Annotated in this window: 14 protein-coding genes; 6 read left to right on the top strand and 8 right to left on the bottom strand. The window is 61.6% G+C overall.

Features of this window, described 5'->3' with window-relative positions:
• Positions 1 to 4 precede the first annotated feature (4 nt).
• Complete coding sequence (locus ASD00_RS07470) at positions 5 to 1,228, bottom strand: alpha/beta hydrolase (protein ID WP_239637579.1); 1,224 nt, start codon at positions 1,226 to 1,228, stop codon at positions 5 to 7.
• A gap of 334 nt (positions 1,229 to 1,562) precedes the next feature.
• On the opposite strand from ASD00_RS07470, the gene ASD00_RS07465 reads away from it, so the two are divergent.
• From ASD00_RS07465 to ASD00_RS07440, 6 genes are read left to right on the top strand one after another with little or no spacing between them, the layout of a single operon-like run.
• The gene (locus tag ASD00_RS07465; protein WP_057205801.1) at positions 1,563 to 2,618 is read left to right on the top strand and encodes a dipeptidase; all 1,056 of its coding nucleotides are present in this window, start codon (positions 1,563 to 1,565) and stop codon (positions 2,616 to 2,618) included.
• Positions 2,619 to 2,667: 49 nt separating this feature from the next.
• Positions 2,668 to 4,308 (top strand): ABC transporter substrate-binding protein, encoded by a 1,641-nt coding sequence (locus ASD00_RS07460; protein WP_057205798.1) that lies wholly within the window; start codon positions 2,668 to 2,670, stop codon positions 4,306 to 4,308.
• A gap of 42 nt (positions 4,309 to 4,350) precedes the next feature.
• The gene (locus ASD00_RS07455) at positions 4,351 to 5,394 is read left to right on the top strand and encodes an ABC transporter permease (protein ID WP_025428073.1); all 1,044 of its coding nucleotides are present in this window, start codon (positions 4,351 to 4,353) and stop codon (positions 5,392 to 5,394) included.
• Complete coding sequence (nikC, locus tag ASD00_RS07450; protein WP_025428072.1) at positions 5,391 to 6,323, top strand: nickel transporter permease; 933 nt, start codon at positions 5,391 to 5,393, stop codon at positions 6,321 to 6,323. The genes ASD00_RS07455 and nikC overlap by 4 nt, the downstream gene beginning before the upstream one ends.
• On the top strand, positions 6,320 to 7,153 hold the full coding sequence (locus ASD00_RS07445; RefSeq protein WP_025428071.1) for an ABC transporter ATP-binding protein: 834 nt from the start codon (positions 6,320 to 6,322) through the stop codon (positions 7,151 to 7,153). The genes nikC and ASD00_RS07445 overlap by 4 nt, the downstream gene beginning before the upstream one ends.
• Entirely contained in the window at positions 7,150 to 7,914 is a 765-nt protein-coding gene (locus ASD00_RS07440; protein WP_025428070.1) for an ABC transporter ATP-binding protein, read from the top strand. Before ASD00_RS07445 ends, ASD00_RS07440 begins: the two co-directional genes overlap by 4 nt.
• A 192-nt stretch (positions 7,915 to 8,106) precedes the next feature.
• On the opposite strand, the gene ASD00_RS07435 is transcribed toward ASD00_RS07440, so the two are convergent.
• The 7 genes from ASD00_RS07435 to ASD00_RS07405 form a co-directional block, all read right to left on the bottom strand.
• Positions 8,107 to 8,844 carry a hypothetical protein gene (locus tag ASD00_RS07435; RefSeq protein WP_038576354.1) on the bottom strand — a complete coding sequence of 246 codons (738 nt, stop codon included), beginning with the start codon at positions 8,842 to 8,844 and terminating at the stop codon, positions 8,107 to 8,109.
• A gap of 60 nt (positions 8,845 to 8,904) precedes the next feature.
• The gene (locus tag ASD00_RS07430; protein WP_025428068.1) at positions 8,905 to 10,137 is read right to left on the bottom strand and encodes a class I SAM-dependent methyltransferase; all 1,233 of its coding nucleotides are present in this window, start codon (positions 10,135 to 10,137) and stop codon (positions 8,905 to 8,907) included.
• 7 nt (positions 10,138 to 10,144) lie between these two features.
• Positions 10,145 to 11,209, bottom strand: coding sequence for a CDP-glucose 4,6-dehydratase (gene rfbG / locus ASD00_RS07425; RefSeq protein ID WP_025428067.1), 1,065 nt, complete (start codon positions 11,207 to 11,209; stop codon positions 10,145 to 10,147).
• Positions 11,206 to 11,973, bottom strand: coding sequence for a glucose-1-phosphate cytidylyltransferase (rfbF, locus tag ASD00_RS07420; protein ID WP_025428066.1), 768 nt, complete (start codon positions 11,971 to 11,973; stop codon positions 11,206 to 11,208). Before rfbF ends, rfbG begins: the two co-directional genes overlap by 4 nt.
• Before the next feature lie 214 nt (positions 11,974 to 12,187).
• On the bottom strand, positions 12,188 to 12,964 hold the full coding sequence (locus tag ASD00_RS07415) for a cephalosporin hydroxylase family protein (RefSeq protein WP_025428065.1): 777 nt from the start codon (positions 12,962 to 12,964) through the stop codon (positions 12,188 to 12,190).
• 41 nt (positions 12,965 to 13,005) lie between these two features.
• Entirely contained in the window at positions 13,006 to 13,806 is an 801-nt protein-coding gene (locus tag ASD00_RS07410) for an SDR family oxidoreductase (protein ID WP_025428064.1), read from the bottom strand.
• Complete coding sequence (locus ASD00_RS07405) at positions 13,803 to 14,234, bottom strand: acyltransferase (protein ID WP_239637559.1); 432 nt, start codon at positions 14,232 to 14,234, stop codon at positions 13,803 to 13,805. Before ASD00_RS07405 ends, ASD00_RS07410 begins: the two co-directional genes overlap by 4 nt.
• Between the last annotated feature and the right edge of the window lie 85 nt (positions 14,235 to 14,319).

The raw sequence follows: 14,319 nt of genomic DNA, 5'->3' as shown, positions 1-14,319 counted from the left end.
GGCGTCAGGGGGCAACAGTCGAGCCGACGGTATTTTCCACTGATTGGCCAAGACGACGGACCTGATTGCCGTAGTTGGCGCGGGTACGCGGGTCGAAGATCATGATCGGCGTGGACACCGCGATGCTGGCAGCACTGCCGACGGTCTGGGCGGTGCCCAGCGCCACCGCGCCGACGCGTTCGCCGAGGCCGACATCGGAATCGGTCACCGTCTGCCCGGCGATCAGCCGGTTGCCGAGCAGTTGCACAACCTCAGGGCTTTCGGCGAATTTTCCATGATTCAGCTTGTCGCCACCCTTGAGTGCCGTCAGGTCGAGAACGGTGATACCGGCCTGTTCCAGCTGGGTGCGATAAGGCTCGACCGTCGGGTCGATCTGCCCGAGCCGATCGATATTGCCGGAGATCCGGCGCGAGAGGTTGAGCGCGCGGTCGTCGCGTGACACGAACAGCGTGAATTTCGGCCGTGCCTTGCCCATCGCCTGGATCTGCTTGCCGAACACGTCGACGTCGAGATCCGGCGAGGCGAGAATGACGTCGGTAATCTTCGGTGCAATGCGGCCGTCGCGGATTGCCATCTGTCTGAGCGCCTCGACCGTGACCCAGGATCCCATCGAGTGGGCCATGACGGTGATTTCGCCGACCTTCGGGTCGCGGGAAGCGCGGCGCAGCAAATCTTCCAGCGCATCGCGGGAATAGTTGGTGCTTTCCTTGTCGTAATTGTAGTCGAAGACGCTGGCGCGCGACGGCCAGGTGAAGATCACCGGCGCGACGTCCGTTCCTGAATCGTGGACGATCTGGGCATAACGATAGACCGCATCCTCATAACGGTTGTTGAAACCGTGAACGAAGATCAGCACGCGCCGGCTTTTCGGCAGGTTGCCCTTCAGCCAGGACTGCGCATCATCCTTGCCCTTGAGCGGCGTTACGCTGACCGTTGAAAACTCGCGTTCGGGATTGGCCGGCAGTTTCTTCGGCCATTGAACCTGACCGACCTCGCGGTTCTTGCCCGGCGGGATCGAGACGACGATTTCCGTCAATGAGAGTTCGTCCGAGCGCTCACCGCTGAAAAGCACGCCCGGCTCAGTAGAGGGCGCGCGGGTGGTGGCGACCAGCAGGTCGACCTCCGAAGCGCCGCCGGCCGTTCCCGAGGGAACGAGCACGCCGACGGGCCGGCTGGCGCAGGCTGCGAGAAAGGATGCCAGGAACAATATGCTGGCGACGCGGCTGATTTGGCCCGGTCGGCCAGCCAGAGAGAACAAACGCAGCAACAAAACCCCCAATGCCGCATCATGCGGCGTGCCGATCCGTCATCGGGACCAGGCAATTCTCTTGCCTGAGAAATGGCAGGATTTCTGCCCTCGGAATAGCTTTTCGGCCTGTTCGGGACCTTTCTGGCGTCGCACGTGCGGCAAACATGCAACATTTCGCGACAGGCGGCCCTGGGTAAAACCCCTCGATATTCATTGAAAAGGGTTTGACCTTTCAATAGCATCCGATCTTCCTTCTTTCGGTGCGGCATCGCATGCCTCATCTGATCTCCCTGAAAACATAAGGAAATCCGGAATGCAGGCGGTTTTCGATGGCCATAATGACGTGCTTCTGCGGCTGTGGCAGAACGCACGCAAGGGAAGCGACCCCGTTGCCGAGTTCGTCGAGGGTACCGATAAGGGGCATATCGATGCGCCACGTTCGAAAGCCGGCGGTCTCATTGGCGGTCTCTGCGCCATCTACGTGCCCTCCGGCGATCTGGTGCTGGCGGGGCCGGACGAGAACGGCCACTATGTCACGCCGCTCTCGGCACCGCTCGAGCATTTGCCGTCGCTCGGCGTTGCCGTCGAGATGGCCGATATTGCGGTTCGTCTCGACCGCGCCGGTGCCTGGAAGCTTTGCCGGTCGACGGCGGAGATCCGCGATGCAGCCGGGCAGGGCACTTTTGCATCCGTTCTGCACATGGAAGGCTGCGAAGCCATTGGTGCCGATCTGTCCGCACTCGAAACCTTCTACGCCGCTGGCCTGCGTTCGCTTGGACCGGTGTGGAGCCGCCACAACGTCTTTGCCCACGGCGTGCCCTTTGCCTTCCCGATGTCGCCCGATACGGCGCCTGGCCTGACCGAGGCCGGCTTCGAACTGGTGAAGGCGTGCAACCGCTTGGGCATCCTGATCGATCTCGCCCACATCACCGAGAAGGGCTTCTGGGATGTCGCCAAGACGAGCGACCAGCCGCTGGTTGTCAGCCATTCGAACGCCCATGCACTGACGGCGGTTGCGCGTAATCTCACAGACAAGCAGCTGGATGCCGTCAGCGAGAGCAAGGGGCTCGTCGGCCTCAACTACGCAACCACGATGCTGCGCGCCGACGCGCAGGAAAATGCGGCGACACCGCTTTCCGATATGGTCCGCCACATCGACTACATGGTCGAGCGCATGGGCATCGACTGCGTCGGGCTCGGTTCGGACTTCGACGGCGCGACGATACCGGAAGACATCGCCGACGCTGCGGGCAGCCAGAAGCTCGTTGCCGCGCTTAGTGGCGCCGGATATGGTGACGCCGAACTGGCAAAGATATGCCGGGAGAACTGGCTGAGAGTTCTGGGGCAGGCTTGGCACGAGGCCGCCTGATCCATGAAGAAGAGCCCCCAAAGGGCACAAACGAGGGAACTGCAAAAAAATGATGCACAAGCTCAATGGACGTCTTCGTCTTCTGACCGCTTCGGCAGCGCTGGCCATGGTGATGGCCGCGACCGCACCGGCCTTTGCCGAAACGCCGAAGGACACGCTGGTCGAAGCCTTTGCGATCGACGACGTTATTTCCATGGATCCGGGCGAAGCCTTCGAGCTGACCGCGGCCGAAATCACCGGCAACACCTACAGCATGCTGGTGCGCCTCGACATCAACGACACCACCAAGATTGTCGGCGATCTCGCCGACAGCTGGACGGTTTCCGATGATGGTCTGACCTATACGTTCAAGCTGAAGTCCGGCCTGAAGTTCGCCTCCGGCAACCCGGTAACCGCTGCTGATGTCGCCTGGTCGTTCGAGCGCGCTGTCAAGCTCGACAAGAGCCCCGCCTTCATCCTCACCCAGTTCGGCCTTACCGGCGACAACGTGACGGAAAAGGCCAAGGCCGCAGACGATACGACCTTCGTCTTCACCGTCGACCAACCCTATGCGCCGAGCTTTGTCTTGAACTGCCTGACGGCGACCGTTGGTGCCGTGCTCGACAAGAAGCTGGTGCTCGAAAACGTCAAGCCGGTCACGCCAACGGATGACTACAAGTACGACAACGACTTCGGCAACGAATGGCTGAAGACCGGCTATGCCGGTTCGGGTCCGTTCAAGCTGCGCGAATGGCGCGCCAACGAAGTCATCGTTCTCGAGCGCAACGACAACTACTATGGCGAACAGGCCAAGCTCGCCCGCGTCATCTATCGTCACATGAAGGAAAGCTCGGGCCAGCGCCTGGCGCTGGAAGCCGGCGACATCGACATCGCGCGCAACCTGGAGCCGGGCGATTTCGACGCCGTTGCGAAGAATGCCGACCTCGGCACGACCAATGCGCCGAAGGGCACGGTCTATTACATCAGCCTCAACCAGAAGAATGCCAACCTTGCCAAGCCCGAGGTGCGCGAGGCCTTCAAGTATCTGGTCGATTACGATGCGATCGGCTCGACGATCATCAAGGGCATCGGCGAGATCCACCAGAGCTTCCTGCCGAAGGGCGTGCTGGGTGCCCTCGACGAGAACCCCTACAAGTTCGACGTCGCCAAGGCGAAGGAACTCTTGGCCAAGGCCGGTCTCGCTGACGGCTTCACCGTCACCATGGACGTGCGCAACGGCCAGCCGGTCACCGGCATTGCCGAATCCTTCCAGCAGACACTCGGCCAGGCCGGCGTGAAGCTGGAGATCATCCCCGGCGACGGCAAGCAGACGCTGACGAAGTACCGTGCCCGCAACCACGACATGTATATCGGTCAGTGGGGCATGGACTATTTCGACCCGAACTCGAATGCCGAAACCTTCACCAGCAACCCGGACAACTCCGACGAAGGCAAGAACAAGACGCTTGCCTGGCGCAATGCCTGGGACGTTCCGGAACTGACGAAGAAGACCAAGGATGCCCTGCTCGAGCGTGACAGCGCCAAGCGTGCGGAAACCTACAAGGAACTGCAGAAGACCGTTCTCGGCGAAAGCCCGTTCGTGATCATCTTCCAGCAGACCGAAGTTGCCGGCTACCGCGGCAACGTCAAGGGCCTGAAGCTCGGCCCGAGCTTCGACACCAACTTCGTTGCTGGCATCTCGAAGGAATAACCCGAAAGGATAGTTCCCTTGAGCATGAGCGGAACAGAACGGATGGGCGGGCGCCGACGCGCCCGTCCGGCGAAGATCATGGGCGCCGTGTTGCGCTTCCTCGTGATCGTCGTCACCACCTATCTCGGCCTTCTGGCCGTGACCTTCTTCATCGGCCGGGTGATCCCGATCGACCCGGTGCTCGCCGTCCTCGGCGACCGGGCGCCGACGCATGTCGTCGAAAGGACGCGCGAGGCGATGGGGCTGAACCTGCCCCTGTACCAACAATTCTTGATCTATGTGCGCCAGGCGCTGACCGGCGACTTCGGTATTTCAGTGCTGACGACCAACCCTGTGATGACCGATATCCGCCGCGTGTTCCCGGCGACCATGGAGCTTGCGACGCTCGGCACCCTGCTCGGCGCCATCTTCGGCGTGCCGCTCGGTGTTCTCGCTGCCGTCAAGCGCGGCAGCATCGCCGACCAGATCGTGCGCATTATCGGCCTTGTCGGCTATTCCGTGCCGATCTTCTGGCTGGCGCTGCTGTCGCTCCTCGTGTTCTACGCCCGGCTGAAGTGGGTCGCCTATCCCGGCCGTATCGATATCGTTTTCGAATACACCTTCACGCCGATCACCGGCTTCTACCTGTTCGACGCGCTCTGGCAACGTCAGTGGGATGTGCTGTGGGACGTCTTCCGCCACATCATCCTGCCGGCATCGCTGCTCGGTTATTTCTCGCTGGCCTATATCAGCCGCATGACGCGCAGCTTCATGCTCAATGAGTTGCAGCAGGAATACATCGTTGCCGCCCGCGCCAAGGGGCTCTCGGAATCCCGCATCATCTGGGGCCATGCGCTGCGAAATGCCGCCGTGCCGCTCGTGACCGTGATTGCGCTTTCCTATGCCGGGCTGCTCGAAGGTTCGGTCTTGACCGAAACCGTCTTCGCCTGGCCGGGCCTTGGCCTCTACATCACCAATTCGCTGCAGAATGCCGACATGAATGCCGTTCTCGGTGGCACCATCGTCATCGGTTCGGTCTTCATCGGCATCAATCTGCTGTCCGATCTTCTCTATCGGACGCTTGACCCAAGGACGCGCCAGCGATGAGCACCGTCACTGAAACACGCCCGATGACACGCCGCGAATGGCTGTTGTCCGACCGGCCGCAATCGCGCACCCAGGCGCGCCTCGGCCGCGCCTACATGACCTGGCAGCGCTTTTCCGCCAACAAGCTGGCCGTTCTCGGCCTGTTGATCCTGCTGGCATTGGTGTTCGTCGCCGCTTTCGCCAACGTGCTGGCACCGCATTCGCCCTATATCGGCGACCTCGCCAATGCCCGCTTGCTGCCGCCCGGCACCCAGGGTTATCTGCTCGGCACCGATGATCTCGGAAGAGACATTCTCTCTCGGCTCATCCACGGCTCGCGGCTGACGCTTGCCGTCGTGCTTTTGGTCGCGATCATCGCCGCACCCGTCGGCCTCATCGTCGGCGCGGTCGCTGGCTATGCCGGCGGATGGGTCGATGCGGTGCTGATGCGCATCACCGATATCTTCCTCGCCTTTCCGAAGCTGGTTCTGGCTCTCGCTTTCGTGGCAGCGCTTGGCCCGGGCATCGAGAATGCCGTCATCGCCATCGCCATTACCTCCTGGCCACCCTATGCCCGCATTGCGCGCGCCGAGACGCTGACGGTGCGCAATTCCGACTACATCGCCGCGGTGCAACTGATGGGCGCGTCGCCGACCCGCATCGTCTTCCGGCATGTGATGCCGATGTGCATGTCGTCGCTGATCGTGCGCGTCACACTCGACATGGCCGGCATCATCCTGACGGCCGCGGGCCTCGGCTTCCTCGGCCTCGGCGCACAGCCGCCGCTGCCGGAATGGGGCGCGATGATCGCATCCGGTCGCCGCTTCATCCTCGACCAGTGGTGGGTTGCCACCATGCCCGGCGTCGCGATCCTGATCGTCAGCCTCGGCTTCAACTTGCTTGGCGACGGCCTGCGCGACGCGCTCGACCCGCGGGAGAGCGGACAATGAACCCGCTTCTGACCGTTGACGACCTGAAGGTCTCGTTTCCAACCCGCACAGGGGTGGTTGAGGCCGTGCGCGGGGTCTCGTTCACGCTCGGCCGCGAGCGCCTCGGCATTGTCGGCGAGAGCGGCTCCGGCAAGTCGCAGACGGGGCGGGCGATCATGGGTCTGACGCCGGCGCATGCGCGGGTCACGGCCAAGACGCTTTCCTTCGAAGGCATCGACCTGCTTTCGGCCGCGCCGAAGGTGCGTCGGGATTTGCGCGGCAAGCGCATCGCCATGATCCTGCAGGACCCGAAATACTCGCTGAACCCGGTGATGAGCATCGGCCGGCAGATTGTCGAGACCCTCAAACGCCATGAGAGCGTCAGCCGCGCGGAAGCGCGTGAGCGGGCGCTTGACATGCTGGAGGCCGTGCAGATCCGTGATCCCGGGCGCGTCTATGATCTCTACCCGCACGAAGTCTCGGGTGGCATGGGGCAGCGCGCGATGATCGCGATGATGCTGGTGGCTGGCCCGGAACTTCTGATCGCCGACGAACCGACTTCGGCGCTCGACGTGACGGTCCAGCTCGAAGTGTTGTCGATCCTCGACAAGCTGGTCGCCGATCGCGGCATGGGCCTGATCTTTGTTTCGCACGACCTGCGGCTGGTGTCGTCGTTCTGCGACCGCGTCATCGTCATGTATGCCGGAAAGATCGTCGAGGAACTGGCCGCTTCCGACCTCGCAAACGCCAAACATCCCTATACCCAGGGCCTGTTGAACTGCATGCCGGCGATCGGTTCCGATCGCCATCCCCTGCCGGTTCTTGATCGCAAACCGGAGTGGGCCCTATGACGACCGCCACCGTATCCGTCGAAAATCTTGTCGTCACCTATGACGAGTTCAAGGCGCTGGACGACGTCAGCATCGACGTCGCGCCCGGTGAATCCTTCGGGCTCGTCGGTGAATCCGGTTCGGGCAAGTCGACCTTGCTTCGCGCGGTCGCCGGCCTTGCGCCGGTGACGTCAGGCAAGGTCCGCGTGCATGACCGGGTTCTGATCGGCAACCGCCGGGACAAGGCGTTTTATCGCGACGTGCAGATGGTGTTCCAGGACCCCTATGGTTCGCTGCATCCGCGCCAGACGATCGACCGCCAATTGCTCGAACCTCTCGCCATTCACGGCGTTGCCGATGGCGAACGCCGCATTCTGAAGGCGCTCGATGAAGTCGGCCTCGGCTCGGGCTTCCGCTTCCGCTACCCGCATCAGCTGTCCGGCGGCCAGCGCCAGCGCATTGCCATTGCCCGGGCGCTGATCCTCGAGCCCTCGATCCTGCTTCTCGATGAGCCGACTTCGGCGCTCGACGCCTCCGTGCAGGCCGAGGTCCTGAACCTGCTCGAACAGGTTCGACGCGACCGAAAGCTCACCTTCATCATGGTCAGCCACGACCTCGGCGTCGTCACGCACATGTGCGACCGCCTGGCGGTGATGCAGAACGGACGGGTGGTCGAACGCCTGTCCTCGGCGGATCTTGTCGCCGGGCGGATCGGCGAAGAGTACACGCGCAACCTGATGGTTGCGAGCAAGGGCTTCCAGCGCAAGGGTGCCGCTGCCTGACTTCAAGGGTTGCACAGTTGGGCCTGACAGGGCCCGACTGTGGTCCAAGGACCCTGGAATAGTTGGGCCTCTCGTTGAGGCGCGCAGCGCGCGACGAGGAGCGCGCGTCACATATGGACGCCATGGCGCCTTTAAGCACGTGGCATTGATTTCTCCCGCAACCGATTCCGATTTTGGAAGAAAAATAAGGCGTTAGCTTGCCTTCTCCCAGATCGATGTGGCGTTGGCAATGACCTTGCGGATGTTGCGCTGCTCGCGCCACTCGCGTCCCATGTCGCGAATGACCGGCTTTCTTTCCGGCGAGAAGATGTAGTTGCGGTAGCCTGCGACGTAGCCTTCCAATGCCGGGTTGACGCCGGAATAGAACTGCTTCTCCGGGTCGCGCGACAAGTCCATCATCTCGGCGCAGCGGCGCGCGAACGTCCCGCGCAGGATAGATGGCGAGGTCGTGAATTTCGGGAAGGTGCGGAAGAGCGGGATCTTGATCCCAAGCAGGCGGCCATACTCGTTTCGCTGATGGAAGTGCCCTTTTCGGCGGATATCCCAGTTCTGATCGGCGGTGTGAAACGACACCTGCATGATCGACGGATCGGCAAAGGGGGCCAGCAGATCCTCGCCCACGTCGCGCAGCGCGACCCAGTCGTCTTCCAGATGGAAGACATAGTCCGACGTGGTCGCGGCCCATACTCTTGCGACTGCGGCGCAAAAACCCGGATGCTGCGGTTCGGAGATCGTCGCGTCGGGGAAATGGCCGCGAACGATGTCGACGCAGGCGGCATGATCCTCCGGCGAGCCGAAGACGGGATCGAGATTGAGATGGGCGATCCCCACATCAAAACGGCATAGGACCTTTTCACGGAAGCTGTTCAGCGTTGCTGAAAGCAACTCCGGTCGCCTGGTTGCGACAATGCAAAGATCGATCCTGGACATTGTGCTCCTGCCCGATGCCGTTTCCTTCGCCGTTATCGCGGATTTTGATGAAGAGTTGGCCTAGATCAAGCGGACGAATGGTATGGCGACGACGAAACGACCGCCCCAGGCGCGGATGGTGGCATTGTCAGCGACGATCTCGTCGGTCAGGTTCCAGGGAAGGATAACGAGATAGTCCGGCTTGGCCACCTCCAGGTGGCTCGGCGCATGCACCGGGATGTGGGTGCCGGGCAAAAGCTTGCCCTGCTTGAGGTCGTTGCGATCGACCGCAAAGGCGATCTCGCCGGGCTTCACGCCGCAGACATTGAGGAAGGTATTGCCCTTCGCGGCTGCACCATAGGCAGCGACCGTCTTGCCCTCGGATTTGGCGAGAGCGAGGAAGTCACGGAATCCCTGGCAGACAGCGGCGATGCGCGTATCGAATTTCGCGTAGGTCTCCATCTGCGTGAGGCCAGCGGCCTCTTCGCTCGCACGTATCGATGCCAGGCGCTCCGTCGCCGGGCGCGTGCCGGTTTCGGTCTGGGCGAAAACCCGTAGCGAGCCGCCGTGGGTCGGCAACTCTTCCACATCGAAGACCTTCAGGCCGGATGCTGCAAAAATGCGTTCAACCGCCGCCAGTGAGAGATAGGAATAGTGTTCGTGATAGATCGTGTCGAACTGGACGCCTTCCATCAGGCGCAGCAGATGCGGAAACTCGAATGTTGCGACGCCATCCGGCTTCAGCAGAATTGCAAAGCCGGCGACGAAATCGGCGATGTCGGGCACGTGCGCCAGCACATTGTTGGCGGCAGTCAGGTCCGCACGGATGCCGCGGGCAACCAGGTCCGTTGCCGTCTTCCGGCCGAAAAAGGCGACCTCGGTCGGAACGTTGCGGGTCTCGGCGATCTTGGCCGCGTTGGCTGCGGGCTCGATGCCCAGAACCGGAATATCCTTGGCGACGAAATATTGCAGCAGGTAGCCGTCATTGGACGCGATCTCCACCACCTGCGAGGCTCCATCGAGCTGGAAGCGCTCGGTCATGGCATCGGCGTAGCGACGGGCGTGATCGAGCCAGCTGCTCGAAAAGGAGGAGAGATAGGCATAGCCATCGGTGAAGATTTCATCGGCCGGCACGGTTTCCGTCGTCTGAACGAGCAGGCACTCGGAACAGACCATTGCCTTTAGCGGGAAGGCGCGTTCACGCGCGATCGCTTCCTCGGTCGGCTCCAGGAAGGAGTTGGACCAGGGGGTCGATCCCAGATCGGCGACGACGGTCTTAAGCGGGGTCGAGCAGAAGCGGCAGTTGTGGGACATTGGGTCGTCAGCCTTTCATGAATGCGTCGATCTGGTCGAGCGTCAGAGCGCGAGCGTCGCCGCCCTTGCGCCAACCGTCGTACCAGTTTGCCGTCCACGCGATCGCTTCGTCTTGCGAAAGTCGGGAGGCCCAAGAGAGAGTCATGGCGGCAAGCGCCGGATCGAGCCCGAGCGTCTGCATTTCCCGCGGCTGGTCGGTCGAGGAAACATCGCGCCATTGCGGCGGCAGGCCCATCGCGGCCTGGACCGCTGAGGCGACGTCACGGACGGGGATCTGACGCTCGGCAGGCGAGGGGCCGAAGTTCAGGGCATCAACGGCAGTCTCGCCGGCATAGAGCGCTTCGGCATAGACGAAATAGCCGTTGAGGCAGTCAAGCACATGCTGCCACGGCCTCGTCGCCATGGGGCTGCGAATATCGAGCGCCTTGCCGGACAGAGCAGCGCGGACAATGTCGGGCACCAGTCGGTCGGTCGAAAAATCGCCGCCACCGAGCACGTTGCCGCCGCGTGCTGTCGCTACCCGGATGCCGCGCTCACGCAGGAAGGCATCACGCCAAGTCGAGACGACCAGTTCACAGGCGGCCTTGGAGCCGGAATAGGGATCGTGCCCGCCGAGCGTCGCATCTTCGGGAAAGTGCCTTCCGCTTTCGTCGTTGCGGTAGACCTTGTCGGTCGTGACCACGACGATTGCCTTCAATGCCGGAGCAATGCGTGCTGCCTCGAGCAGGCGCACGGTGCCCATGACATTGACATCGAATGTTTCGGCAGGGGTTCTGTAGCTTTCTCGCACCAGCGGCTGTGCCGCCATGTGCAGGATGATCTCGGGATTGCTCTTTTGCACCGCGGCCGCGAGCGCATCGGCGTTGCGGATGTCGCCGAGATGCTCCTTGCCGTCAGCCTGTCGCAAAAGGGTGTGCAACGACGGCTCGGCGAGCGGCGCCAGCGCATAGCCGGTGACGTCGGCACCCATTTGCCTGAGCCACAGCTGCGCCCAGCTTCCCTTGAACCCGGTATGCCCGGTTAGAAAGATGCGCTTGCCCGCCCAGAAGTTCCGGTTTGCCAGGCGGCTCATGCCCAGATTTTCCACGGCGCCGAGCCCTGCTGCCAGAGCTCTTCGAGTTGGGTCTTGTCGCGCAGGGTATCCATCGGTCGCCAGAAGCCATCGTGGGGGAAGGCCATCAGTTGCCGGTCTCTGGCAAGGCCCTCCAGTGGCTTGCCCTCGAAGGACGTGCTGTCGCCCTCGATGCGATCGAGAACGCTTCGGTTCAGCACGAAGAAGCCGCCATTGATGCGGCCGTTGTCGCCGGCCGGCTTTTCCGTGAAGCTTCGCACCTCGCCGTCATGGGTCGCCAGCGCACCGTAACGCCCCGGCGGCATGACGCTGGTAACCGTTGCTTCTCTGCCGTGGCGAAGATGAAAGTCGGTCAGCGCCTTGATATCGACATCGGCAACGCCGTCCCCATAGGTCAGGCAGAACGTATCACCCAAGTGGTCCGCCACGCGCTTCAGCCGTCCACCGGTCATCGATTCCGTGCCCGTATCTACCAGTGTCACGCGCCAAGGTTCAGCCTTGTTGGAGTGAAACAGCGTTTCACCCGTCGCCATGTCATAGGTCACGTCGGATGAGTGGAGGATGTAGTTGGAGAAGTACTCCTTGATCATATAGCCACGGTAACCGAGGCAGATGACGAAGTCCGAGAAGCCATAGTGGCTATAGATCTTCATGATGTGCCAGAGGATCGGCCGCCCGCCGATCTCGATCATCGGCTTCGGGCGCAGATGGCTCTCTTCCGAGATGCGGGTCCCGTAGCCACCCGCAAGAATGACAACTTTCATACGACTGCCCCTTGACGCAGTTTACGATATAATACCGTGAAGGATTGCTCCAATAGCGCTATCTGCCGCGGACGGCCCCTCTATATCAGCAGCCGCTTGCCCGATCTACATCTGCAATCGCTTACGCAATTTCGGTTTATTGGCAGCGAGAAATCGCTTTTTTTGACGCACACTTTCGATCGATACGCTGACGAGTGGGTTCTCCAACGGGCTGCTAGGCCCTGAGAAGAAAGCCCTCCGGAGCCACGGTCACCAGAAGCTTGCCGTCAATTTCGCCATTGACGCTGAATTCGGGATGGTCCGCCAGATAGGCGCGCACGGCCGTCTTGGGGTTGTCGCCGACGTTCCACGGACGGTCATTGAAGAAGTCCCGTGGGAGGTCCTCGACGAATGTATCGAACACCACGCAGTAGCATCCCGAGGTGACGAGGGGGGCATAGGCTTCCAGTTCGGCGAGCACGTGATCGTGCGTGTGCATGGAGTCGAGGCACACCATTACCCGTTCGTATCCCTGCGCCGCCTGTTGAACCTGGTCAACGACGTCCTTGGCGATCGAGGAACCTTCGATCAGCTGGATTCTCGACGCCATTGGATGCTCTTCAATGGCCTTGCGATTGTGCTTGCGGATGTCGATATCGATGCCGATCACCTTGCGGTTCGAGACCTTCGGATCGATCGTGACGCCTTTTTCGATCGCATCGCACATATCCAGCATCGCCAGCAGCGAGGCGCTCAGAACGATCGAGCCGCCATGCGCGATACCGGTCTCGATGATCAGGTCCGGCTTTGTCGCCCAGACCAGTTCCTGCATCGCCTGGATGTCCTGCGGATACTGGATGATCGGGCGCCCCATCCAGTCGAAATTGTAGACGTAGCGTTTGTCCATGGACATCTGCCGCCATTGCGACGACAGCGCGGTGAACGCCTCGTCGGTGCCGTAGCCGGCAATGGCAGCCATGCGCTCTGCGGAGAATTGCTTGATCGGGTCCATCCGAAGTCCTTTCGGTCGATGCTGAGGATCGCCAGCGTGTTTTAAGGGGCAAACGAGAGTATGTCCGCAATTCTGTCGATAACGCGCTCTGGTTTAAACGCGAACTCGGCCCGTATGCGGTCGATGTCTATCGGTGGGAATGTGATTGTCGGAGCATGGTCGGCGACGTCAACCCGGCAGCCCGTGTGGCGAGCGAGCCCAGTCACCCAGTCAGCATTGCTGGTCTGTTGACCGCTCGCCACGTTGTAGATCGTTTCCTGTCCATTTTCGGCAATTTGCGTCAAGAGTTTAACCGCGTCGTCGATCCAGATATAGTCCTTGGCCGACGCCATACTGCTCCGCAGCGTGATGTGACCGGCCGCTGCTTCCCGACAGAGATCGCCGATGAAACTCTCCGATGTGGCCGATGCCGGCCCGACGACGTTGGACAGGCGGGCGATGCGCACATTCGGCCTGCCGGACGCATTGCAGATTGCCTCACCTGAAAGCTTGGAGAGATTGTACAGATCCGATGGGTTGCCGGGGCGAACGGTCAAAGCTGCCAATTCGTCCGTGTTCGTGCTGCCGGCATAGACCCGCGTCGACGACAAATAGAGAAACGACGTGAAGTCGCAGTCTCGCAGCAGTTCGGCGGCCAAGCTGACATGCGCCTCGATCGTATCGAAAGGTCTCTGCCGAAAGTCGGCCGTAAGCCCTATGGCGTAGATCACATGCGTGCCATGGCAGGCCTCGGTCAGGCGGGCGTCGCGTGCAGGGGCGATCACTTCGTGGCCGAGTGACGTCAGATAGGTCAACAGGTGGCGCCCGACAAAGCCGCGGGCGCCGAGCAGGGTAAATCTCAAGATCGATATCCCAGGGTTCTCAATGGATTCCCGCCGGTGATTGAATAGGCCTCGACCGTGCCGCGCACGATGCTGCCTGCCGCGATCACGCAGCCCTTGCGCAGGATAGTTCCATCGAGAAGCACACAATTGGCCCCAAGCCAGACATCGTCCTCGATGACGATACCGCCTCTGCTTTCCTGGAAGCCCTGCTCACGTATCGGGCGGCTCTTGTCGCGGAATTCGTGATTGACGGGTGCAAGCGTACAATTCGCGGCGATCAAGACATTGTCGCCGATGGTGATGCCGTGACCGCTGTAGAAAACGCATCCACTGTTGATCGTGCAGTTGCGGCCGATCACGATGTCGCCACTGCCGCCGGCCGGCTTGAACTTCACGAAACTGTCGATGACCGAGTTCTCGCCGATCACGTATTTCGAACCGCGCACGGAGGCTTCCAAATCAGCCAGGCCGCTTATCCGCGCCGTGAGGTGTGCCTCGATCATTGTTCAAGCCGTTCGCTGTGCACGGCCT

Origin of the sequence: Ensifer sp. Root31 (assembly GCF_001424825.1) — a bacterium.
Lineage (GTDB): Bacteria > Pseudomonadota > Alphaproteobacteria > Rhizobiales > Rhizobiaceae > Ensifer > Ensifer canadensis.
The sequence above is the reverse complement of the archived record's forward strand: the minus strand, read 5'-3'. Positions and strand labels throughout refer to the sequence as shown.